Raw genomic sequence first — 24,525 nt, 5'->3', positions numbered from 1 at the left:
AACCACCTGTAGGAGCGAGCTTGCTCGCGCCTACAGGAGGTGTATATCAGCGCCCCTTGATCACCATGTCCGCCGGGGTTTCCCCCACTGCCTGCCAGTTCGGTCGATACATCGACTCCACTTGCGGCGGCGGCACACGATAGGTGCCGGGCGTCACCGCACGGGCCAGGTACAGCAGGTGTGTGGTGCCGTAGCCGTCCAGATTCAGCGCCGCCACGTAGCGGTCATCGCGGAACTCCTGATGCTTGAGGGACGCGTTCTGCATCGACTCGCGCCATTCCTTGACCTGGCTGCTGGCGTTTTCCAGGCTGGCGGCACTTTGTGCCAGGTTCTGGTTTTCCAGCTCCAGGCCGGCTGGCAACAGGTCCACCACCAGGGCATCCGGCACTCGCTGCTTATTGGCACTGACTGCCAGGTGCACCAGCACCAGATCACCACTGTTGAGATTGCGCAGGTTCAGCGGCTGGCCATTCATCCCCAGGTATTCACGACGAATACTCAGGTTCTCACCACCAGCGGCCGGTGGCTGCAGTGGGTAACCGGAAATGCTCAGTTGCTGGTAGACCGGCTCGCTGCCCTCGTTACGCAAGGTCAGCGGCGAGGTCAGCAACGCGCCTTCCAACTTCAAGCCCGATTGCCCGTTGTTCAGCTCGCGGGTTTCGCCGCCGCTGGTGAACTGGGCGGTCCAGTTGGATTCCGGCTTGCCCAGCAGGCCACGACCAGCGAGGAACAGCGAATTACGCTCCTGGGTCGACAGCCACTGATTGGCGGCCATCTGGTCCGACAGGTCGAACAGCCGCTCCTCGCGCTTGCCCTTGGCCAAGTCGTTCTCTTCCAGCAACGCCAGAATCATCGCCTGGTCCCGCAGCGGGCTGCCGTAGTCGGCCAGCCACTCATTACCTTTACGGGTAGCTGCCAGCCCAGCCACCAAGGCTTGATCGGCACGGGGCTGATCGCCCATTTTTTGCAGGGCGATGGACAGTTGCACCAACGGCAAACCAGAACGGGCATCGGTACGCCGTTCGAACAAGCTGCGCAACGCCCCCAGCGGCGCCTGCTGACTGCGGGACAGGACCATGCCTGCGTAGGCCTGCACGGCAAAGCGGGTGTGGTCGGCGTTGTCGCTGTAGTCGACTTCGATCAGGTTGCGTTCCTGTACATAACGCAGCAGTCGCTCGCTGGCCTTTTTGAGTGCTTCAGGCGGCACGGCAAAACCTTGCTCGCGAGCCCGCAGCAGGAAGTCGGTGACATAAGCCGTCAGCCAGTACTCTTCCTCACCATCGGCGCCCCATAGACCGAAGCTGCCGTTGTAGCGCTGCATGCCCAGCAGGCGCTCGATGCCTATCTCGATCTTGCGCTTGCGCTCGGCATCCGGCTCACCCTTGAGGCCCAGGCGCGTGAGCACCGCCGCATCGGCATACAACGACGGGTACAGGCCGCTGGCAGTTTGCTCCAGGCAACCATAGGGGTAAGCCTTGAGCGCTCGAATCTGTTCACCGAGGTTCAACGGCGGACGGCTCGACAGGCTCAGTAACGCTTCGCGCCCGGCCGGTTCGAACAGCGCCAGTTCGGCGTCTGGCAAGCTCCAGGTTTCATCCTTGAGCACCGCGCGGTATTGCTTGAGCAGCGCCGGATAAGCCGGACGTACGCCCAGGGTCCATTCGCGGGTAAACGGCGGCAGGTTCTCACCCGGCAAGTCGAGGCCATTGACGGTGACCTTGACCTTGCCCTGGCCAAACCCACCCAACGCCCGCACGGGAATCTGCAAGGTGGTGCGCTGGCCTTGAGTCAGTTGCACGCTGTGGGATGGCTCGCCGAGCAGGGTCAACTGCCCTTCGGCAGTCAATTGCACATCCAGCTTCTGCGCCTTGCCCGACAGGTTAGACAAGTCCAGGGCCAGACGTGTCTGGTCACCGCCAGCCAGGAAGCGCGGCGCCGATAGCTCGGCAATCAGTGGCGCGGCAATCACCGTCTTGCCTTCGGCCATACCGTAGCGATCGTCACTCCAGGCTTGGGCCATCAGGCGTAGTTCACCGTTGAAGTCGGGGATATTGACGCTGACTTCGCCCTCGCCTTTCTCGTTCAACGTGACCGGCGCGCTCTGCAGCGCGACGATGGTCACGCTGGTGTCCGGGCGCTTGCCGCCTTTGGCCAGCGCCGCATCGCCACCGAACGCCAGGCTGGCCAGACGGCCCTGCCCGGCTTCGATCAGTTGGCCATAAATGTCGAACTGGTCCACGCCGTAAGCCTTGCGGCCAAACAGGCTGGAGTACGGGTCCGGCGTCGGGTATTCAGTGATATTGAGAATGCCCACGTCCACCGCCGCCAGCAGCACATGGACTTGTTTCGGCACGCTGCCGTCGGCATTTTTTGCCGTAATCTTCACCGTCAGTGGCTGCTTGGGACGCATTTTTTCCGGTGCTGTAAGCGTCAGGCCAAGCTTGCGCTGGGTGCGATCAAGTGGCAGATGGAGCAAGCCCACCGCACGTTTTGGCGTGATATTGGCCTTGCGCTCGCCGGGGCGAATCACCAGGGCGCTGACGTACAGATCATGACGTGACCATTTCGGATCGAGCTTCACCGCAAAGCTTTTGCCTTCGGCCGGCACGTCGATTTCCTGCCACCACAACGGCCCTTCGCTGGATTCCACCAGCAAGTAACCTTTGCCCGCAGCCGGTGGCGTGACCGTAACGTTGGCGGTGTCGCCGTCGCCATAGGCCGGTTTATCCAGCGCCAGCTTGACCTGATCCGGACGCACGGCGCCGCCTTCGGTGTTGTCCTGGGCCTGGTAGCCAGCCCAGAAACGCACGCTGCTGATCAGCCCGGTCTGCGGGTCTTCGACCTCGACACGGTACGGGCCCCATTCCACCTGGAAGCTGACCTTGGCGGTATCGCCGGCCTTGATGTTGACGGTCTGTTCGTCGAGGTTGAGGAATTTCTCGTTGTAGTGATAGCTCCAGCCGTCGTTGTCCGAGTAGTTCCAGTAATAGTCGCGACGCTCGCGCACCAGTCGCACCTTGAGGTTCTCGGCGGCGAGTTTCTGGCCTTCCTGATTGGCCACCAGTACTTCGAATTCCGCCGGGCCATCGCCATTGGTCTCAGTGCCGTCGAACAAGCCGCGCAAGCCCGGCAGTTGCTCGGCTGGCCATATCGGTTGCACCAACCGGCGAGTGATCGGGCGACCGCCTGACTCTTGCAGGCTGGCCTGGACGATTAGTTGCAGCGGCGACTTGGCATCGCTCCATTTGCTTTCCAGGGTCAGCAGCTCTTCGCCCTTGGCGTCGAGTACGCTTTCATCCAGTTCAAAATCCTGGCTCAGTTCTTCTTCGGTCACCGAACCAAACTGATAACCCGGCAGCGACTTGACCGCCTCGCGCAGCGGTCGCACATAGACTTGCCCACTGACCCGATTGCCGGACGCCGGCGCGCCATACAGGTAGCGGCCATTGACGTGAATGGTGGCGTTGTCAGCAGGGCTCAGCGGTGTGTCGCTACCCTTGAGCTCCAGGGCCAGGCGTTCGGGCAGGAAGTCTTCGACGAGGAATTCATAGAGTTGCGGCTTGCCATCACCCAGGTCGAACACCAACTGCCAGCGCCCGGTCGGCGCTTCACCGGCCAGTTGCAGTTGGTATTGATACAGACCGGAAGCGTCAGCGTCCCAGACAAACTTGCGGCTGACCTGCTCATCGGGGCGACGTACTTCCACGCTCACCGGCTGAGGCTTGACGGCCTGACCGTCCTTGTCCCGAAGCAAGGCATTGAGCAGCACGGTTTCGCCGGGGCGATACAGGTCACGGGGGCCAAATACAAAGAATTGCAGCGGGTGTGCCGGCTGGCCGCCGATGTCGAACTCCGCCAGGTCCAGAGCCGCACTGTCCAGACGCAGCAGGCTGGTTTGCTCGCCCTGCTTGGCCAGCAGCACCTGGGCCTTTTTCGGCAACGGCAACTGGGCATGGCCGCCCTTCTCGGTTTTACCCTGGCCGAGCACGCGGCCTTCGGCGTCGAGGATTTCCAGCTCGACACCGTCCAGGGCCTTGCCGCCCTCCAGGGCCTGGGTGAAAACGTCCAGGCGATTCTGGTAGCGGTGCACCGACAGGCCGATGTCACTCAAGGTGAACAGCGTGGCCGGTTGCGAATAGTTGTAGGTGCCCGAGGCGCGCATGACCGCGAGGTAGACGCCGGGCTCTTGCAACTGCTTGAGGCCGGCAATCGGCAGCAACAGGGTTTCACGGGTATTGCGCGCTGGATTGAGGTCAAAGCGGCCGCCATACACCAGGTCGGCCATGGGCAGCAGTTCGCGGGACTCATAGCTTTGCAGGCTGGTGTTGCGGCCCCACTGGGCGAGGAACGCCGGCAGGGACTCGGGCTTGATGCGGAAGAATTCGACGTCGATCTTGTCGACGTTCAGCGCAATCACCGGCAGGCCTTCGGCCAAGCGAGTCGGCAACAAGGTGCCACGACTGGCGAAACCGACGGTGGCTTGCAGGTCACGGGTTTCCAGGCGGCTGACGTACTCGGCGGCGAGCTTGGCGTCGTTGACCCCACGCAGGCCGGCGTCCACGGTCAGCACCAGTTTGCGCTGGGGCTCAAGGTGGCGCAGGCGCAGTTCCATGAGGTTGTCCGACAGCTCCCAGGCCCCATCGACCTTGCCATCCTTGCTGTCCACCAAATGCAGTTTGCCTTCGAACTTCTGCTCGGGGTCCAGCGGGATCGAGAAACTCACCGACAAGGTGCTCGCGCCGTCCAGTTGGACTTCGGACACGTCCACCACACTTAATTCACGACCGGCGTAGCGCTGCTTGAGCGCCGCCACGTCTACCGCTGGCTTGACCTGTTTCGGTGCTGTCGCCGCCGCAGGTACGGGAGGAGCAACCGGTTTATCAGATGAATCGCAGGCGCTCAGCAGGGCCAGCGTGCAAGCCAGGAACAGTCCTTTGTTAAGCATGGGGCACTCGTTGTCAGGGGTGTCTGAGGGGTGAACTATATATCAGTGGCACCGAACCGGCTGTGGCGCTGCTCACATTGACCGACGGAGGGCACTTATCGTTCCCATGCTCCGCGTGGGAATGATCAAGTCGCGTATGCCACAGGCCCAGTTACAATGCCGCTCCCCAAAGGAGCCTGCATGTCCACCCTACTTACCGACTGGCGCCACCGCCCCACCCATCGCCGCGTCTGGGCCCTGGCGGCGCCAATGATTCTGTCGAATATCTCGGTGCCGCTGGTGGCGCTGGTGGACAGCATGGTCATCGGCCATCTACCCCATGCTCATCAACTCGGTGCCGTAGCCGTCGGCGCCAGCCTGTATACCTTCCTGGCCTGGGCCATGGGGTTTCTGCGCATGGGTTCCACCGGGTTTGCCGCCCAGGCTGCCGGGCGCGGGGATGGTGCGGCGTTGCGGCAGATTCTGTTGCAGGGTTTGCTGCTGGCGCTGGGATTGGCGATGGTGCTGGGGACCATTGGGGTTCCACTGAGCGGCCTGGTACTGGACTGGATGCAACCTTCGCCTGAGCTGAGTCAGCTGACCCGCGATTTTTTCCACACCCGCCTGTTCGGCCTGCCTGCCGCCCTGGCCAGTTATGCCTTGGTTGGCTGGTTCCTCGGCACCCAGAACGCCCGCGCACCGCTGGCAATCCTGTTGACCACCAATCTGGTGAACATCGCCCTGAACCTGTGGTTCGTCATGGGCCTGGATTGGGGCGTGGTGGGTTCGGCTCGCGCCTCGGTAATCGCCGAATGGACCGGCGCCCTGCTGGGCCTGGCGCTGACGCAAAAAGCCCTGCGCGCTTACCCCGGCCATATCGCCTGGGCGGCCTTGACGATTTGGGCAAGCTGGCGCCCTTTGCTGGCGGTCAACCGCGACATCTTTATCCGCAGCCTGGCCCTGCAATCGGTGTTTTTCATGATCACCGTGCAAGGTGCTCGTTTGGGCGATGCCACCGTGGCAGCTAATGCGTTACTACTCAACGGCCTGTTGCTCACCGCCCACGCACTGGACGGACTGGCCCACGCCGTCGAAGCGCTGTGCGGCCATGCCATCGGCGCCCACGACCGTCAGGCCTTGCGCCGCACGCTGGTGGTCGCCTGCGGCTGGTCACTGCTGGCCAGCGCCGCCTTCGCCCTGCTCTTCGCCGTTGCCGGCCACTTGTTTATTGCCATGCAGACCGACATTCCCAGCGTGCGCGAAACGGCGTTCATCTACTTACCGTACCTGGCGGTACTGCCGCTGGTTGCGGTGTGGAGTTATCTGCTGGATGGGCTGTTCATCGGTGCCACCCGCGCGCGCGAAATGCGCAACGGCATGCTGCTGAGTGTCGCCCTTTTGCTACCGTTTGCCTGGGCGCTGCAAGGTTTTGGCAATCACGGACTGTGGCTGACCTTCCTGTTGTTCATGGTCCTGCGCAGCGTGATCCTGGCCGCCTTCGCCTGGCACTTGAGCCACCAGGATCGATGGTTCTCCCAAGGTTGAATCCGCCGAGCGAACATAAAAAAACCCACCAGCAACGGTGGGTTTTGTTTAGCCGCTAACGACTCAAGACGACAGGTACGAAGAGCGCGTCAGCCCCAGACGTAATGCATCGAGGAACTGGGTCCGCTCCGCCGCCGTGATCTTGGCGCTGGCGCACTTGTCACGGTAGTGAGTCATCAACTCTTCCGGCGACAAGTGCACATAGCGCAGCATGTCTTCGATGGTGTCGTGGGTTTCGATCCCAGCGCTGTACACCGAACCGTCCTCCTTCTGGTAGAGGTTCACCGAGTCGGTGTCACCGAACAGGTTGTGCATGTCACCGAGAATTTCCTGGTAGGCGCCCACCAGGAAAATCCCCAGCAGGTAATCCTCTCCTTCGTTCAAGGCATGGACCGGCAGGCTGGTTTCAATGCTCTGCTCGTCGACGTATTGCTTGATCTTGCCGTCGGAGTCGCAGGTCAGGTCTTGCAGCACGGCGCGGCGCATCGGCTCTTCGTCGAGACGGTGCAACGGCAGGATCGGCAGCACCTGGCCGATGGCCCAGGTGTCCGGCAGGCTCTGGAACACCGAGAAGTTGCAGATGTACTTGTCGGCGAGCTTGTCGTTGAGTTCGTCCAACACTTGGCGATGGGAGCGCTGACGAGCCTTCAACGAGTTGTGCAGACGGCGGCACACCGCGAAGTAGCACTGCTCGGCCAGGGCTTTTTCTGCCAGGGTCAGTTTGCCGTCGGCGTACTGGGAGGCCACGTCGCTCATGTAGTGGGTGGCGCGCCAGTAGGTTTCGGTGACCATTTCAATGTCGGTCGGACCCAGCAGGTCCACCAGCCATTGCACGGTCTCCGGCAGATTTTCCTTGTTCTCGATCGCCGGCACGTCGTCGTTGTGTTTTTCGACGTCGGTGACTTGCACCACCAGTATGGCGTGGTGGGCGGTCAGGGAACGGCCGCTCTCGGAGAAGATGTTCGGGTGCGGCAGGTTCTGGGCGTCGCAGAATTCCTTGAGCATGCCGACCACGACACCGGCGTAATCGTCCATGTCGTAGTTGATCGAACTGGCGTTGCGCGAATGAGTACCGTCGTAGTCGACACCCAGGCCGCCGCCGACGTCGATGTGGTCCACCGGCAGGCCGAGGTTGCGCAGTTCGCCGTAGTAACGAATGGCTTCCTTGAACCCGTGCTGGTAGTCCGCCAGGTTGGCGATCTGCGAGCCCATATGGAAGTGCAACAGGCGAATGCCCTGGTCCAGGCTGGCGGCGCGGAAACGCTCAACCACCGACAACAACTGCGCGGCCGACAAGCCGAACTTGGATTTCTCGCCACCGGTGTCCGCCCACTTGCTCGACGCCAGCGACGACAGACGCACTCGCAGCCCGATCTGAGGCTTGACCTTGAGGTTGGCGGCTTCTTCGATCACCAGGCTGACTTCGGACTCTTTCTCGATCACGATAAAGACGTTGTGGCCCAGCTTCTGGCCCATCAGCGCCAGGCGGATGAACTCGCGGTCCTTGTAGCCGTTGCAGACGATGGTGCCGCCCTTCGGCGCCAGGGCCAGGACTGCCAGCAGTTCCGGCTTGGAGCCGGCTTCCAGGCCAATGGACACGTCCTGGGTAGCGATGATGTTTTCAATCACCGCTTCCTGCTGGTTGACCTTGATCGGGTACAGCGCGGTGTATTTGCTCTGGTATTCCAGGCGCTCGATATTGGCGTCGAAGGCACCGGTCAACTGACGCACGCGGTCTTGCAGAATGTCCGGAAAGCGCACCAACAGAGGCAAGGACAGGCCGCTTTTGCGCAACTGCTCCACTTGCTCGTACAAATCGATGGGTGAACTGCTGGGGCCGTTCGGACGAACCTCGACGCGACCGGCGTCATTGATCGCGAAATACCCGGCCCCCCAATGGCGAATTCCGTAAACACTACGGCTGTCCGCAACTGTCCATTGGCTACCATCGTCTTTGCGTGTGCGTCGTACGGACATCGAAGTCCCCTATATAAAGTCGAAGAGCGCCACCCAATTCAGAGGCTGGCGCAGTCTAAAGAATGAAAATGACGATTTGCCTGTGAGAGGGGTAGACCCCGCTTACAGGACAGAGTTTAGACACCAGTCAGAAACAGGCTCTGTGAAAACCATGAGAGCGACGGCCTGGCCTTGAACTGCAAGGCATCGGGCTCATCGGGGAGGTGGTTTTCACAGAGGCTGCTAGCCGCCGGACTTCTTCGCCTTGTAACCGAGCTTGATCAGCTCGGCCAACAGCAATTCGACGTGATCGCCCTGGATTTCGATGACCCCGTCTTTCAGGGCGCCACCGGTGCCACAACGCTTCTTCAGCGTGGTGGCCAACTCCTTGAGCGCATCCTCGGCCAACGGTACGCCGGTGATGGTCGTCACCGTCTTGCCGCCGCGGCCCTTGCTCTCGCGACGTACGCGGGCAATGCCATCGCCTTCAGGGATCAGGGTTTGTTTGCAGGTACAGGCGTCCACGGGCTGGCGACAGTCCGGGCAATGTCGACCTGCGTCGGTGGAAAATACCAGGCCACCAAGGGCGGCGAAGGATGCGGCTTTTTTGGCCACCGGCAATCCTCTTGGGAGGACAAAGACTGATCAGCGCCCGCAAAAGGGTCACCGACCGCGAAGCCCCACTCAGGCAGGGGCAGCGCTACTGAACCGCAAACACTTCAAAAACCTGTAGGAGCGAGCTTGCTCGCGAAAAACCTGAGGACGGTGCGTGCTGTCTGGCAGCCCGCGTTATCGTTGACGTCCTTCGCGAGCAAGCTCGCTCCTACATGATGAAGCAAAGGCGGTTCAGCTTGAAAAGTCGCGCAGTGTAACGACAAAAAGCCCACTTGCTAAGAGTCAAATAGCGCAATTTTATGCAACCTTAGCGATGTGAGGCCAGATAACGATGCAGCGCGGCCAGGGAGTCCGGGCAGTAGGGCTTTTCTTCGATATCTTTGAGCACCGCTTCGACAGGCATGAAGCGCGCTTCCAGCACTTCTTCGGGCTGCAGATGCAAAGGCCCATCCCACACCGCCGAGAACGCCGAACACCACAGCCGGTTGCCGGTGTCTTCAAAGAAGAAGTGGTCATGGGCGGTCAGTTCAACACCGCTGACGCCCAACTCCTCTTCCAGCTCACGGGCAGCCGAATCGGCGTAGGTCTCTCCGGCAGCAACCATGCCGCCCGCGGCCACATCCCAGTAACCGGGGTAAATAGCCTTGCTCAGAGTGCGCCGATGCACGCACAGCTCACCGGCAGAATTGAACAGCATGATGTAGGTGCCTCGCCCGATCAGGCCACGCTCGCGTAAATCGGAGCGCACCAGAGCGCCGAGCAGGTTGTCCTGCTCGTCGACCCAGGCAATCTGTTCGGCATCCGAGGCCGCACGGTGGGCGGCCTCTTGGGTACTATCGACCATGACTCAACCCTGGTTAAGCAGTTGACGCAAATCGATCACCGCTGCGTTGGCCCGGGAAATGTAGTTGGCCATCACCAGCGAATGGTTAGCCAACACGCCGAAGCCGCTGCCATTGAGGATCATTGGGCTCCACACCGGCTCTTGCGAGGCTTCCAGTTCACGAATGATCTGACGCACGCTGACCGTGGCGTTCTTCTTGGCCAGTACGTCGGCGAAGTCGACTTCGATGGCACGCAACAAATGAGACAGCGCCCAGGCCTGGCCGCGCGCCTCATAGAACACGTTGTCGATCTGCATCCATGGGGTTTCCACCACTTCTTCATCGACCTGCGGTACTTCACCCGGTGCCAGGGCTTCGGTTTTCAGTGCGGTGTTGAGCTTGACCCGGCCGACGCTGGCCGACAGCCGTTGCGACAACGACCCCAGGCGAGTGGCAACATCGCCGAGCCAGTTATTCAGGTTGTCGGCGCGGGCATAGAACAGCGCGCCTTTCTGATTAGGGTCCGACAACCGTGCTTCATAGCGGCTCAGGGAGTTGATGCCATCCTGGTATTCCGATTCGCTGGACGGCAGCACCCAACTCCTGTTGTCGAAGTTGAAGCGCGGCTCAGCCTTGGCCAAGTCCGCATCTTCCGCCGACTGCGACTGGGACCGGGCGAAGTCCTTGCGCAGGGCGCGGGTCAGGTCACGGACCTGGACCAGCACGCCATATTCCCAACTCGGCGTGTTGTCCATCCACAGGCCCGGCGGGAATCGGTCATTGGAGATATAGCCGCCCGGTTTGTTGAGCAACGTGCCAACGACGGTCTTGAGGGTTTCGACGGTGGTGAAGCCCAACACCATTTGCTTGCCGTCTTTCTCGGCGGCAATCTGGGCGTTCTGCTGGACCGGAAACAAGGCCGGCTCCTGGCTCCAATACCAGCCCAGGCCACCGCTGACCAGCAGGTAAAGGGCCACAAGGGAGAGCAAGGCGCGGCTCATCAGCAGGCCACGCAAATAGCTGCGGGGAGCTGACTTGGGCGCAGGGCTTGGGCCCGGTGCGCTGCCTGCACGGTTTTTCCAGTCCAGCATGGCGATATCCTTTCAATCACTTGAGTTCATGCACTTGAGTCGATGGCGTGCGTTCAATAGCTACGACCACAACCCTACCCCATCGTGCCAGTCTGTGCGGTGCTTTTAAATCAAGGTGGCATTTGGGCGGCGCTCAACTATAAAGGATGGGCGCTTTTGCGCCTATGCGCCTATGCGCCTATCTGTCCCTGCGACCCTGCGGTCAGTAAATGAATAAGCATGACCTTGCAGTTAATTGACGTATGACACTCGTGCGAATGGAAAGAGATGATAGCATGGAGCCATCAGTCGACCTCAGCATGCACCCTTACTAGTAGTCAGGATATGACCGAGCCAGAAGACCCCAGCCGTGAGCGCCTCAAGCACCATTTTGCCCAGCGGGTAATTCATCAGGCGCGTCAAATCCTTGAGATCTGGCAGCGCCTGCAACGCAGCGAATGGTCGAGCGCCGATTTATCCGAACTCAGCGAAGCCAACCTGCGCCTGCTGCGTTTCGCCGAGCGCTTCGAACAGCCGGAACACGGCCAACTGGCGCGGCACATCATCGAATCACTCAAAGCTGTAGACGATAATCGCGGCCGCTTGAGCAGCAACCTGATCACCGAACTCAACCGCTTGATGCAGCGCCTGTCTCGCACCGGCTTGCGCCAGGGCGACCAGTTGGAACAAACCTCGCTGCCCCCGATGCGCAAACCGATCTACGTGATGCTGGCCGATCACGACCGCGCCGAGCGCCTGGCCAAGCAGCTGGAGTTCTTCGGCTTGAGCGCAAAATCCCTGGACAGCGTGGCGGCATTTCGCTCATCCATGGCCGAGCGCTTGCCGGCGGCGATTGTGATCGACGTGGACTTCTGCGGTACAGGCCTGGGCCTGCTATTGGCGGCCGAAGCCCAGGAAGGCCTGGAGCAGAAACTGCCGCTGCTGTTTTTCAGCCTGCACGAAACCGACACCCCGACTCGCCTGGCCGCCGTGCGCGCCGGGGGCCAGGAGTTTCTGACCGGCACGCTGGAAGCATCGAGTCTGCTGGAAAAAATCGAGGTGCTGACCTGCGTCGCCCAGTACGAGCCCTATAAAGTGCTGATCATCGACGACTCCCGCGCCCAGGCCATGCACACCGAGCGCCTGCTCAACAGTGCCGGCATCGTCACCCGCACCCTGATCGAGCCGATCCAGGCCATGGCCGAGCTGGCGGATTTCCAGCCTGACCTGATCATCCTCGACATGTACATGCCCACCTGTACCGGCACCGAACTGGCCAAGGTCATTCGCCACAACGACCGCTATGTCAGCGTGCCGATTATTTACCTGTCGGCCGAAGACGACCTGGACAAGCAACTGGACGCCATGAGTGAAGGCGGCGATGACTTCCTCACCAAACCGATCAAGCCACGGCACCTGATCACCACCGTACGCAACCGCGCAGCAAGGGCCCGGCATCTCAAGGCGCGAATGGTGCGCGACAGCCTGACCGGGCTGTACAACCACACCCATATCCTGCAACTGCTGGAAGACTGCAGCTTCCGCGCCCGTCGCGAGGACAAGCCGTTGAGTTTTGCCATGCTCGACATCGACCACTTCAAGCGGGTCAACGACAGCCACGGCCATCCCATGGGCGACCGCGTGATCAAGAGTCTGGCGCTATTTCTCAAGCAGCGACTGCGCAAGACCGACTTTATCGGCCGCTATGGTGGCGAAGAGTTCGCCATCGTCATGCCCGACACCGACATGGACTCGGCCTGCAAAGTACTCGATGAAATTCGTGGGCGCTTTGCTGAAATCCATTACCCGGCCCAACCCCAGGACCTGTGGTGCACCTTCAGCGCCGGGGTAGTTGAGCTGTGCGATGGCTCCGACAGCCTGATGATGGCCGCCCAGGCCGATGAAGCGCTGTACCGCGCCAAGCATGCCGGGCGCAATCGTGTGCAGGCCGCCGCACCATCACGGCAAAGTGCCACCTTTTCATCGGATTCTACTCAGTCCGTCATAACGCTGTAACGAAAGCGCAATAACTTCAGGCACTTATCCTTCTGCCGTTGGTTGAAACCACGCATGCGCCTGAAGCTGCTGACGAATCTGAACACCCTTTTGCTGGTCGCCGTTTGCCTGGCCCTGGGCGCTACGCTCTGGTGGTCGCAACGGGCGCTGGAGCGCCCTTACCTATTGATGGAACGCTATCTGGGCCTGTCTCAGACCTTCCAGAATCAGGCCGCACGCAATATCGACGACTACCTGGCCAGCGGCGATGCACTGCGCCTGAGCAGCGCCAGCCAGAGCCTGGAAAACCTGCTGCTGCACCTCGACGATTTGCCTCCTGACCTCGCCCACAACCTTCGCCCCAGCCTTGCCGATCTGGATGGTTTCAGCAAGACCGAGCTGCTGGCCGCCGGCAAGCTGGCGGGCGATCCGCAAGCCCTGCTGCTGCAAGCCGAGCGGGAGCTGGGGGCTAACCTGGAGCAACTGAGTCAGTACGCCGCAGGCGTCAATACCCCTGAGGCGGCACGTTATCTACCGCCCTTGCTGGTGGCATCCCAACACTTGACCAAACTGTCCCTGGCCAGAAACAAGCTGGTCAGCAGTGGACGCAGTGAACTGGCGGACGATGTCGAGCGGGAAGTGGCCAGTATCCGCAGCCAGGCTGACGTGCTGGAACAACTGCCATTGCTGGGCGTGACGGGCAACAGCGAGTCCAATAGCGACGACTTCTCGGCGATGATGGGTTTGCAAAGCAGCGAAAAAACCGTGGCCCAGGACACCGGCGTCGACCTCAAGCGCGAGCTCAACAGCCTGCTGACCCGCTATCCGGCAGAGCTGAAACGTACCCGCGAGCAAATCCGCCAACGGGGTGAACTGGCCGCTGCCACTCACCTGAAAATCGACGCAGTGCAACAAGCCATCGCCGCACTGGAGCCCGTGGTGCGGGCCCAGCATGGGCAAATCCAGGGTGAAGTGCGGGTAATACAGGGTGTGATGATTGGCTTGATCCTGTTGATCGCCCTGCTGATCGACACCTTGCAGCGGCGCCTGGCGCGGGTGCTGACCAATCTGGCGCCGGCGTTGTCGAACTGGGCCGAAGGTGATTTCAGCCAGGCGATCGTATTGGGCGCGACCAACCGCGAACTGCACGATATCGAGGCATCTCTCAATCGTTTACGGGTTTATCTGGTGAACCTGGTGGGCACCATTCGCGAAAACGCCGAACAAGTAGCCGGCAGCAGCCGGGCCCTCGCCGAACTGAGCGGTGGCCTGCATGACGGTGCCGAGCGCCAGGCCGGTGATACCGCGCAGATTCGTGATTCCCTTGGGGAGCTGGAAGCCACCATTCAACAAGTGGCAGGCGATGCCAGCCAGGCCGCCGGGGCCAGCCGTAGTGCCGGCCAAGCCGTGGAGCAAGGCCAACGGGTGATTGGCTTGAGCCTGACCGGACTGTACGCGCTGGTCGGGGAGGTCCAGGAGAACGCGCAGATGATCGAAAAGCTGGCCGAAGAATCCGCCACCATTGGCGGTGTATTGACGGTGATCCGCTCGATTGCCGACCAGACCAACCTGCTGGCCCTCAACGCTGCGATCGAAGCGGCCCGTGCCGGTGAGGCCGGTCGCGGGTTTGCCGTGGTCGCTGACGAAGTCCGATCACTGGCCCAGCGCACAGCGGCTGCCACTGCACAAATCCAGACCCTGATTGCCAACTTGCAAACCGCCGCCCGGCAATCGGTGGAAGGCATGCGCGCCCAGGTCGAACACGCCGAAGCCACCGCCCAGCAAGCCCAGGCCGCCGACGGTGCGCTGGATGAAATCGTCGGCGCGATCCAGACCATTTCCGACACTGCTGTACGCATTGCTGATGTCACCGCCCAGCAAAGCGGCGCAGTCAGTGAGATCCGGGATAACAGTGAGCGGATTCATCAGTTAGGTGAGGATAACTTGCTGCGTATTGGCCAGGGTCGCAGCCAGGGCGAGCATTTGCTGGTGCTCGGAGGGCAACTCAATACCGCCGTGCAGGCCTTTCGCGTCTAACTCGATTGCAGGAGCGACCTACTCCCTGCAAATGACCGGATACGACACTCCAGTCACATATTTTGCGTAATCCTCGCTAATCGTGCTGCCTATTGCAGGGAACTGGACAGTCACAAAGGCTTTGCGGCATAGTCGCCGGGTTCTGCCGCACCCACACCAATAACAAGGAACAGCCGATGGCGACCTTACTGGTTCTGCACGGACCCAACCTGAACCTGCTCGGCACCCGTGAACCGGGCGTCTACGGTGCAGTGACCCTCGAACAGATCAACCTCGATCTGGAGCGACGGGCTCGTGATGCCGGCCACCATTTGCTCTACCTGCAAAGCAATGCCGAGTATGAATTGATTGATCGCATTCACGCCGCGCGCAGCGAAGGCGTGGATTTCATCCTGATCAACCCCGCCGCTTTTACGCACACAAGCGTTGCATTACGTGACGCGCTGCTGGCGGTGAGCATCCCATTCATCGAAGTGCATTTATCGAACGTGCACAAACGCGAACCTTTCCGCCATCACTCTTACTTCTCCGACGTTGCGGTAGGAGTGATCTGCGGCCTTGGCGCCAGCGGTTACCGACTGGCCCTGGAGGCCGCCCTGGAACAGCTTGAAGAACAGGCCAAGCGCCCCTGACCGACCCTTGGGAGTTGACGATTCATGGATATCCGTAAAGTTAAGAAACTGATCGAACTGCTGGAAGAATCCGGTATCGACGAGCTGGAAATCAAGGAAGGCGAGGAATCCGTACGGATCAGCCGTCACAGCAAGACCCCGGCCCAACAGTTCTACGCACCACAGATGCAAGCACCGGCACCCGCCCCAGTGGCCGCTACTCCGGTTGCTACTGTCGCTGAAGCCCCAGCAGCACCGAAACTGAACGGTTTCGTGGTCAAGTCGCCAATGGTCGGTACGTTCTACCGCACCCCGGCACCGACCTCGCCAGCCTTTGCTGAAATCGGCCAGACCGTCAAAGTGGGCGACACCATCTGCATCGTTGAAGCGATGAAGATGATGAACCACATCCAGGCTGAAAAAGCCGGTGTGATCGAATCCATCCTGGTAGAAAACGGTCAGCCGGTTGAATTCGACCAACCGCTGTTCACCATCGTTTGAACCGCGGAGAACCAACGATGTTGAAACCTGCGAAGCTGGAAAAAGTCCTGATCGCCAACCGCGGCGAAATCGCCCTGCGAATCTTGCGCGCTTGCAAGGAAATGGGTATCAAGACCGTCGCGGTGTACTCGACTGCCGACAAAGAGCTGATGCACCTGGGCCTGGCGGACGAGACGGTTTGCATAGGCCCTGCGCCTGCCAGCCTGTCTTACCTGCACATCCCGGCGATCATCGCAGCGGCTGAAGTGACCGGCGCTACCGCCATTCACCCAGGCTACGGTTTCCTTGCGGAAAACGCCGATTTCGCCGAACAGGTGGAAAAATCCGGTTTTGCTTTCATCGGCCCGAAAGCTGACACCATTCGCCTGATGGGCGACAAGGTTTCGGCCAAGCACGCCATGATCGCTGCCGGCGTGCCGACCGTTCCAGGCTCTGACGGCCCGTTGCCGGAAGACCCGGAAACTGCCCTGCGCATTGGTCGCGAAGTCGGTTACCCAGTGATCATCAAGGCCGCTGGCGGCGGCGGTGGTCGCGGCATGCGTGTGGTGCATCGCGAGGAAGACCTGATTGAAGCAGCCAAGCAGACCCGCGAAGAAGCAGGCGCCTGGTTCAGCAACCCGATGGTCTACCTCGAAAAATACCTGACCAACCCACGTCACGTGGAAGTTCAGGTGCTTTCCGACGGCCAGGGCCACGCCATTCACCTGGGCGACCGCGATTGCTCGCTGCAGCGCCGTCACCAGAAGGTTCTGGAAGAAGCACCGGCACCAGGCCTGGATGAAACCGCCCGTGCAGAAGTTCTGGCGCGCTGCGTCAAGGCGTGCATCGACATCAACTACCGTGGCGCTGGTACCTTCGAGTTCCTCTACGAGAACGGCAGTTTCTACTTCATCGAGATGAACACTCGCGTGCAGGTAGAGCATCCAGTATCGGAAATGGTCACTGGCATCGACATCGTCAAGGAGATGCTCAGCATCGCCGCTGGTAACGCGCTGTCGTTTACCCAGGATGACGTGAAGATCCACGGCCACTCGCTGGAGTGCCGGATCAACGCCGAAGACCCGAAAACCTTTATGCCGAGCCCTGGCATGGTCAAGCACTTCCATGCACCAGGTGGCAACGGCGTTCGCGTCGATTCGCACCTGTACAGCGGCTACAAGGTCCCGTCGAACTACGACTCCCTGATCGGCAAGCTGATCACCTGGGGCTCGACTCGCGACGAAGCCATGGCACGCATGCGCAATGCCCTGGACGAAATCGTGGTTGACGGCATCAAGACCAACATCCCGTTGCATCGGGATTTGGTTCGCGATGAAGGCTTCTGCGAAGGTGGTGTGAACATTCACTACCTGGAACACAAGCTGGCTAATCAGTAAGCGAAGTGATCCACCCAACAAGGCCGCCTTCGGGCGGCTTTGTTGTCTCTGAGGTATCAGGAACAACGCATGATCAATGTGGGAGCAGGGCTTACCCATCTCACACATTGATCTGCGTGCGTCCAGCGGTGTCGTCTTCTGCCCCCACCTCGCGTAAACTGGCGCGCTTCCCGCAGCCCCACCCCGCTGCACACTCATTTTTTCAAAGGTGCCCGCCATGCCTTGGCTGCAAGTCCGTCTCGCCATCAGCCCAGAACAAGCCGAAACCTACGAAGACGCGTTCCTTGAAGTGGGCGCGGTGTCGGTGACCTTCATGGACGCCGAAGATCAACCCATCTTCGAACCCGAACTGAACACCACCCCGCTATGGTCCCACACCCATCTGTTGGCGCTGTTCGAAGACGGCACCGAGGCCGCCAGCGTGCTGGCCCATATGGCGCTATTGACCGGCAGCCCGCTGCCCGAGCACCACAGCGAAATCATCGAAGACCAGGACTGGGAACGCAGTTGGATGGACAATTTCCATCCCATGCGTTTCGGCCAGCGCCTGTGGATCGTGCCAAGCTGGCACGCCGCCCCCGAGCCTGACGCGGTGAATCTGCTGCTGGACCCTGGCCTGGCATTTGGCACCGGCACCCACCCGACCACCGCCCTGTGCCTGGAATGGCTCGATGGCCAGGATTTGCAGGACTGCAACGTACTGGACTTCGGCTGCGGCTCGGGAATCCTGGCCATCGCTGCCCTGCTGCTGGGCGCGAAGGAAGCGGTCGGTACCGACATCGACGTGCAAGCCCTGGAAGCCTCCCGCGATAACGCCGGGCGTAATAACATCGCCGAAGATAAATTCCCCCTGTACCTGCCGGAGCAACTGCCACAGGTACAGGCCGACGTGCTGGTGGCCAACATTCTGGCCGGCCCACTGGTGTCGCTGGCCCCGCAGCTGTCCAGCCTGGTCAAGCCGGGTGGCCGCCTGGCGCTGTCAGGCATCCTCGCCGAGCAGGGCGAAGACGTCGCCGCCGCTTACGCCCAGAATTTCGAGCTGGACCCGATCGCCAACCGTGACGGCTGGGTACGCATCAGTGGTCGTCGGCGCTAGAATGAGCGCCTGCATGAATCGGATGGCCGCATGACCGACAGTTTCGTCACCCAGTGCCCGCATTGCCACGCCCGCTTTCGCGTAAGCCACGCACAACTGAGCGTGGCCCGTGGTGTGGTTCGTTGTGGCTCTTGCCTGCAAGTGTTCAATGCCGCCCGGCAATTGCTGGAGCAGCGCGCCAGCGCGTCTGAGCCTCAAGCTGCGGCAACGGCAGAAGCAGCACCGCGCGCCGTCAGCCAGAAACAATGGACCGCTGAAGAGCTGGACCTGGACAACCTGGACCTGGACGAAGAACTCGCCAAGCTGGAGCGTCGCGAGATTCAGCACACCCAGCCTCTGGGTGCAGACCGCCGGCAACCAGGCTCCGACCGTCGGCAAAATGAAGAGCCCCTCAGCGCCAGCCGCGATACAGCCAAGACTGAAGAAGAACAATGGGCTGCCAGCCTGTTCAGTGATCCGGCTGATGAGCGGACTCCAGCGCCACAAGCGGCGGACAATGAACCTGAACCGGCAAAGGCTGTAGCAGGAAAACCCAAGCGAACCGAACCCTCGATGTCGTTCGACACCCTGGAGGCAGACGATGAGCCAACGCTGCATACCAGAAAAGCCGATGACGACCTCGACCCGCCCGAGCCACCGGTAACCGACGAGCCTCAAGAACAGCCGCAGTCACGCCGCAAGCGACCCCATCCCGCCACAAGCGCTCACGATGAAATGCTGCAGGAGCTGGAAGACGACCCCCTGCACCTCTACACCCAGAAGCGCCCTTCCGGCTGGGGCCGTCGCCTGCTCTGGATTCTGCTGGTGCTGCTGGCCGCTGCGGCCCTGGCCGGCCAATATATTGCCTACCAGTTCGACGACCTGGCGCGCCAGGATAAATACCGGCCCTGGTTCCAAGAGCTGTGCCCGAAACTGGGCTGCACCGTGCCTTCCAGGGTCGATATCGCCCACATCAAGAGCAGTAACCTGGTGGTACGCAGCCACCCGGAGTTCGCCGGCGCCCTGGTGGTCGACGCAATCATCTATAACCGTGCGACGTTCTCCCAACCATTTCCGCTGCTGGAGCTACGCTTTGCTGACCTTAACGGGCAGATGATCGCCAGCCGACGCTTCAAACCCGCCGAATACCTCAGCGGCGAGCTGGCGGGCGTGACCGAGATGCCATCCCAGACTCCGATTCACATCGCCCTGGACATCCTCGATCCCGGCAACAAGGCCGTGAATTACAGCCTGAGCTTCCACTCTCCCGAATGAATCGGTTCAGGCACCAGGGTTTGACGGCAGATTATTGACTACGCCGTTCGCTGCCAAACCGGCAGCGATAAGAAAATAACTGTTCAGATTTTATCCAATTCAGCCTTTATCCAGTCATCGAGAGCGGGTATCATGCCAACCCTTTTTCGAACTCTAATGATCCGGCCCCACAACAGGGAAGTCCTATGTCGGCGGTACGCATCGGCCCATACACATTGCACAACGGCTTGATTCTCGCCCCTATGGCGGGCGTCACCGACCAGCCCTTTCGTCAGCTGTGCAAACGACTGGGTGCAGGACTTGTAGTCTCGGAAATGGTCACCAGCGACATGAGTTTGTGGAATACCCGCAAGTCGCGGATGCGCATGATCCACGAAGGTGATCCCGAGCCCCGCTCGGTACAGATCGCCGGTGGTGATGCGCAAATGCTGGCAGATGCCGCCCGGGCCAATGTTGAACTGGGGGCGCAGATTATTGATATCAACATGGGCTGCCCGGCAAAAAAAGTCTGCAACAAAGCTGCCGGTTCTGCTTTGCTCAAGGATGAAGCATTGGTGCGCGAGATCCTGCAGGCCGTTGTCGCTGCAGTGGATGTGCCGGTCACCCTGAAGATTCGCACCGGGTGGGACCGGGAGAACAAGAACGGCCTGACGGTGGCGAAGATTGCCGAACAGGCCGGCATTACAGCGCTGGCGGTACATGGCCGCACCCGCGCCGACCTTTATACCGGTGAAGCCGAATACGACACCATTGCCGCGATCAAGCAGGCAGTGTCGATTCCGGTCTTTGCCAACGGCGACATCGACTCGGCCGAGAAAGCCCGGCGCGTGCTGCACGCGACCGGGGCCGACGGTCTGTTGATTGGCCGGGCTGCCCAAGGGCGGCCATGGATTTTTCGTGAAATCGATCATTTTCTGCGTACCGGCGAAATTTTGCCGGCACCGGAGTTGATCGAGGTGGAACGTATTCTGCTAGAGCATCTGGCCGCCCTGCACGCCTTCTACGGAGACGTGATGGGAGTACGCATTGCTCGCAAGCATGTCGGCTGGTATCTCGCAACCTTGCCGGGCGCCAGGGAGTTTCGCGCCCACTTCAATCGTTTGGATGATACGCAAGCACAGGTCGCCAACGTTCGTGAGTTTTTCGCCGAACGTTACAAGAGCCTGGTGACAGGGGACGGAGAAGGGGTGGCCGCATGACGACGATGACCGAGACTTTAGTGAGTGGAACAACACCCGTGAGCGACAACGTCAATTTGAAACAGCACCTCAACACGCCGAGCGAAGAAGGCCAGACCCTTCGCGGGAGTGTCGAGAAGGCGCTGCACAATTATTTCGCCCACCTTGAGGGCGCTGCCGTCACGGACGTGTACAACCTGGTGCTCTCCGAAGTCGAGGCGCCCTTGCTCGAAAGCGTGATGAACTACGTCAAGGGCAACCAGACCAAGGCCAGCGAGCTGCTCGGTCTCAACCGTGGCACGCTGCGCAAGAAGCTCAAGCAGTACGATTTGCTGTAAGCATTCAATCAAACCAGAAAGGCGCCCGCGTAAAAACGGTCGCCTTTTTTGCTGACTCCTTTGCTTTTGATGGAAATTGAAATGACCGACCAGACTACCCGCCTGCCGATCCGCCGTGCCTTGATCAGCGTCTCCGACAAGACCGGCATCCTCGAATTTGCCCGGGGGCTGGAAGCCCTGGGCGTGGAGATTCTCTCCACCGGCGGGACCTTCAAACTGCTGCAGGACAACGGCGTGGCCGCAGTGGAAGTGGCGGACTACACCGGTTTCGCAGAAATGATGGACGGTCGGGTCAAGACCCTGCACCCGAAAATCCACGGCGGTATCCTCGGTCGTCGCGGTATCGACGATGCCATCATGACCGAACACGGCATCAAGCCGATCGACCTGGTGGCCGTTAACCTCTACCCGTTCCAAGCCACCATCAACAAGCCAGGTTGCGACCTGCCGACCGCCATCGAGAACATCGATATCGGCGGCCCGACCATGGTTCGCTCGGCAGCCAAGAATCACAAGGACGTGGCCATCGTGGTCAACGCCAGCGATTACGGCCAAGTCCTGGAAAGCCTCAAGGCCGGCGGCCTGACCTACGCTCAGCGCTTCGACCTGATGCTCAAGGCCTTCGAACACACCGCTGCCTACGACGGCATGATCGCCAACTACATGGGCACCGTGAACCAGGCCGCCGAAACCCTCTCGACCTCCGATCGCAGCCAATTCCCGCGCACTTTCAACAGCCAGTTCATCAAGACCCAGGAAATGCGCTACGGCGAGAACCCGCACCAGAGCGCGGCGTTCTACGTGGAAGCGACGCCTGCCGAAGTCGGCATCGCCACCGCGACCCAACTGCAAGGCAAGGAGCTGTCCTACAACAACGTAGCCGACACCGACGCCGCGCTGGAATGTGTGAAAAGCTTCGTCAAACCAGCCTGCGTGATCGTCAAGCATGCCAACCCGTGCGGCGTGGCCGTGAGCCCGGACGCTGAAGGCGGTATCCGCCAGGCCTATGAATTGGCCTACGCCACCGACACCGAGTCGGCGTTCGGCGGCATCATCGCCTTCAACCGTGAGTTGGATGCCGAAACGGCCAAGGCCATCGTCGAGCGTCAGTTTGTTGAAGTGATCATCGCGCCTTCCGTTAGCGAAGAAGCCCGCGCCATCGTTGCCGCCAAGGCCAACGTGCGCCTGCTGACCTGCGGCGAGTGGTCGACGGACCGTGCCGCTGCCTGGGACTACAAGCGCGTCAACGGCGGCTTGCTGGTACAGAGCCGCGACATCGGCATGATCGGCAGCGAAGACCTCAAGGTAGTGACCAAACGCGCCCCGACCGAGCAGGAAATCAACGACCTGATTTTCGCCTGGAAAGTGGCCAAGTACGTTAAGTCCAACGCCATCGTCTACGCCAAGAACCGCCAGACCATCGGCGTCGGCGCAGGCCAGATGAGCCGCGTGAACTCGGCGCGCATTGCCGCGATCAAGGCTGAACATGCAGGCTTGCAGGTACAGGGTTCGGTCATGGCATCGGATGCGTTCTTCCCGTTCCGTGATGGCCTGGACAATGCCGCCAAAGCGGGCGTCACTGCGGTGATCCAGCCGGGCGGCTCGATGCGTGATAACGAAGTGATTGCTGCCGCTGATGAAGCTGGTATCGCCATGGTCTTCACCGGCATGCGCCACTTCCGTCACTAACAGCACTGCTTTCACCTGTAGGAGCGAGCTTGCTCGCGAAGAACGATAACGCGCCGCGCTGTTTCAGAGACCCCGCGTTATCGTTAGCCACCATCGCGAGCAAGCTCGCGCCTACAGAAAATCACTGTGTTTCCCAGATTTGCGTCATCCGAGGTTTTTGAAATGAATGTTTTGATCATTGGCAGCGGTGGCCGTGAACACGCCCTGGCCTGGAAAGTTGCCCAGGACCCGCGTATCCAGAAAGTTTTCGTCGCGCCCGGCAACGCCGGTACCGCCATTGAAGCCAAGTGCGAAAACGTTGCCATCGACGTATTGGCCATTGAGCAGTTGGCCGATTTCGCCGAGAAAAACGTCTCCCTGACCATCGTCGGTCCGGAAGTCCCCTTGGTAGCCGGCGTCGTGGACCTGTTCCGCGCCCGCGGCCTGGATTGCTTCGGCCCTACCGCCGGCGCCGCCCAGCTGGAAGGTTCGAAAGCCTTCGCCAAGGACTTCCTGGCCCGCCACAAGATCCCGACCGCCGACTACCAGAACTTCACCGAGATCGAGCCAGCCCTGGCTTATCTGCGTGAAAAAGGCGCGCCAATCGTGATCAAGGCCGACGGCCTGGCCGCCGGTAAAGGCGTGATCGTCGCCATGACCCTGACCGAAGCCGAAGACGCTGTGCGCGACATGCTCGCCGGCAACGCCTTTGGTGAGGCCGGTTCGCGTGTGGTGATCGAGGAATTCCTCGACGGCGAAGAAGCCAGCTTTATCGTCATGGTCGACGGCAAGAACGTCCTGCCGATGGCCACCAGCCAAGACCACAAACGCGTCGGCGACGGCGACACTGGCCCGAACACGGGAGGCATGGGCGCATACTCCCCTGCCCCGGTGGTCACCGCCGAGGTTCACAAGCGTGTGATGGACCTGGTGATCTGGCCGACCGTGCGCGGCATGGCTGACGAAGGCAACGTCTACACCGGCTTCCTGTACGCCGGCTTGATGATCGACAAGGCCGGCAACCCGAAGGTTATCGAGTTCAACTGCCGCTTCGGTGATCCGGAAACCCAACCGGTGATGCTGCGCCTGCAATCGAGCCTGGTGCTGCTGGTGGAGGCTGCCCTCGCCCAAGCCCTGGACAAGGTTGAAGCCCAGTGGGACCCACGCCCCAGCGTTGGTATTGTGCTGGCGGCCGGCGGTTATCCTGCCGATTACGCCAAGGGCGATGTGATTCAAGGCCTGGACGCAGCTGCTTCTCTGGAAGGTAAAGTGTTCCACGCCGGCACCGCGCTCAAGGATGGCAACGTGGTGACCGCAGGCGGACGCGTATTGTGCGCCACCGCAATGGGCGCCAGTGTCGATGCTGCCCAGCAGCAGGCTTACAAATTGGCAGCTAAAATCAACTGGCAGGGCTGCTTCTACCGCAAGGACATTGGCTATCGCGCCATTGCCCGTGAGCGTGGCGAAGATCAGTAACCAGCTAGCCGTTCGGTTAGGCAGGGGCCCTTGGCCCTTGCCGTACTATTGCGGCCCCGCG

17 protein-coding genes are annotated in these 24,525 nt (G+C 60.8%); 12 read left to right on the top strand and 5 right to left on the bottom strand.

Going from position 1 to position 24,525, the window contains the following annotated elements; all coding sequences use genetic code 11:
* Positions 1-46: 46 nt before the first annotated feature.
* Entirely contained in the window at positions 47-4,945 is a 4,899-nt protein-coding gene (locus tag ACZRJ6_RS19770; protein ID WP_463969184.1) for an alpha-2-macroglobulin family protein, read from the bottom strand.
* Between the two features lie 180 nt (positions 4,946-5,125).
* On the opposite strand from ACZRJ6_RS19770, the gene ACZRJ6_RS19765 reads away from it, so the two are divergent.
* Positions 5,126-6,469, top strand: coding sequence for an MATE family efflux transporter (locus ACZRJ6_RS19765; RefSeq protein ID WP_463969183.1), 1,344 nt, complete (start codon positions 5,126-5,128; stop codon positions 6,467-6,469).
* Positions 6,470-6,532: 63 nt separating this feature from the next.
* Here the strand turns inward: ACZRJ6_RS19765 and speA are convergent, their stop codons facing one another.
* The 4 genes from speA to ACZRJ6_RS19745 all read right to left on the bottom strand — a co-directional run bounded on the left by speA (position 6,533) and on the right by ACZRJ6_RS19745 (position 10,955).
* Positions 6,533-8,446, bottom strand: coding sequence for an arginine decarboxylase (gene speA / locus ACZRJ6_RS19760; RefSeq protein ID WP_463969182.1), 1,914 nt, complete (start codon positions 8,444-8,446; stop codon positions 6,533-6,535).
* A gap of 222 nt (positions 8,447-8,668) precedes the next feature.
* A complete protein-coding gene (locus ACZRJ6_RS19755; protein WP_017849660.1) occupies positions 8,669-9,040 on the bottom strand; it encodes a translation initiation factor Sui1 in 372 nt (123 codons plus the stop codon).
* Between the two features lie 307 nt (positions 9,041-9,347).
* Positions 9,348-9,884, bottom strand: a complete 537-nt coding sequence (locus ACZRJ6_RS19750) for an NUDIX hydrolase (RefSeq protein ID WP_463969181.1) — start codon at positions 9,882-9,884, stop codon at positions 9,348-9,350.
* Between the two features lie 3 nt (positions 9,885-9,887).
* Positions 9,888-10,955 (bottom strand): DUF2333 family protein, encoded by a 1,068-nt coding sequence (locus tag ACZRJ6_RS19745; RefSeq protein ID WP_463969180.1) that lies wholly within the window; start codon positions 10,953-10,955, stop codon positions 9,888-9,890.
* A 324-nt stretch (positions 10,956-11,279) separates the two neighbouring features.
* Between ACZRJ6_RS19745 and ACZRJ6_RS19740 the strand changes: the two genes are divergently transcribed.
* From ACZRJ6_RS19740 to purD, 11 genes are all read left to right on the top strand, one after another.
* Positions 11,280-12,950: a diguanylate cyclase gene (locus ACZRJ6_RS19740; protein ID WP_463969179.1), complete on the top strand. Its 1,671-nt coding sequence runs from the start codon at positions 11,280-11,282 to the stop codon at positions 12,948-12,950.
* A gap of 54 nt (positions 12,951-13,004) precedes the next feature.
* Positions 13,005-14,966 carry a methyl-accepting chemotaxis protein gene (locus ACZRJ6_RS19735; protein ID WP_463969178.1) on the top strand — a complete coding sequence of 654 codons (1,962 nt, stop codon included), beginning with the start codon at positions 13,005-13,007 and terminating at the stop codon, positions 14,964-14,966.
* A gap of 176 nt (positions 14,967-15,142) precedes the next feature.
* Positions 15,143-15,598 (top strand): type II 3-dehydroquinate dehydratase, encoded by a 456-nt coding sequence (aroQ, locus tag ACZRJ6_RS19730; RefSeq protein WP_133101509.1) that lies wholly within the window; start codon positions 15,143-15,145, stop codon positions 15,596-15,598.
* 24 nt (positions 15,599-15,622) lie between these two features.
* Positions 15,623-16,078 carry an acetyl-CoA carboxylase biotin carboxyl carrier protein gene (accB, locus tag ACZRJ6_RS19725; RefSeq protein WP_463969177.1) on the top strand — a complete coding sequence of 152 codons (456 nt, stop codon included), beginning with the start codon at positions 15,623-15,625 and terminating at the stop codon, positions 16,076-16,078.
* Positions 16,079-16,095: 17 nt separating this feature from the next.
* Complete coding sequence (gene accC / locus ACZRJ6_RS19720) at positions 16,096-17,454, top strand: acetyl-CoA carboxylase biotin carboxylase subunit (protein WP_149411080.1); 1,359 nt, start codon at positions 16,096-16,098, stop codon at positions 17,452-17,454.
* A gap of 217 nt (positions 17,455-17,671) precedes the next feature.
* Complete coding sequence (gene prmA / locus ACZRJ6_RS19715; protein WP_463969176.1) at positions 17,672-18,550, top strand: 50S ribosomal protein L11 methyltransferase; 879 nt, start codon at positions 17,672-17,674, stop codon at positions 18,548-18,550.
* A 30-nt stretch (positions 18,551-18,580) separates the two neighbouring features.
* The gene (locus ACZRJ6_RS19710) at positions 18,581-19,804 is read left to right on the top strand and encodes a DUF3426 domain-containing protein (protein ID WP_463969175.1); all 1,224 of its coding nucleotides are present in this window, start codon (positions 18,581-18,583) and stop codon (positions 19,802-19,804) included.
* 185 nt (positions 19,805-19,989) lie between these two features.
* Positions 19,990-21,003 carry a tRNA dihydrouridine synthase DusB gene (dusB, locus tag ACZRJ6_RS19705; RefSeq protein ID WP_463969174.1) on the top strand — a complete coding sequence of 338 codons (1,014 nt, stop codon included), beginning with the start codon at positions 19,990-19,992 and terminating at the stop codon, positions 21,001-21,003.
* Positions 21,000-21,320 carry a DNA-binding transcriptional regulator Fis gene (gene fis, locus ACZRJ6_RS19700; RefSeq protein WP_042128011.1) on the top strand — a complete coding sequence of 107 codons (321 nt, stop codon included), beginning with the start codon at positions 21,000-21,002 and terminating at the stop codon, positions 21,318-21,320. Before dusB ends, fis begins: the two co-directional genes overlap by 4 nt.
* Before the next feature lie 81 nt (positions 21,321-21,401).
* Positions 21,402-23,009 carry a bifunctional phosphoribosylaminoimidazolecarboxamide formyltransferase/IMP cyclohydrolase gene (gene purH / locus ACZRJ6_RS19695; RefSeq protein ID WP_463969173.1) on the top strand — a complete coding sequence of 536 codons (1,608 nt, stop codon included), beginning with the start codon at positions 21,402-21,404 and terminating at the stop codon, positions 23,007-23,009.
* A gap of 162 nt (positions 23,010-23,171) precedes the next feature.
* Positions 23,172-24,464: a phosphoribosylamine--glycine ligase gene (purD, locus tag ACZRJ6_RS19690; protein ID WP_463969172.1), complete on the top strand. Its 1,293-nt coding sequence runs from the start codon at positions 23,172-23,174 to the stop codon at positions 24,462-24,464.
* Positions 24,465-24,525 lie beyond the last annotated feature (61 nt).

Source organism: Pseudomonas sp. C321 (genome assembly GCF_055407105.1).
This window is presented reverse-complemented; position numbering and strand designations above follow the sequence as displayed.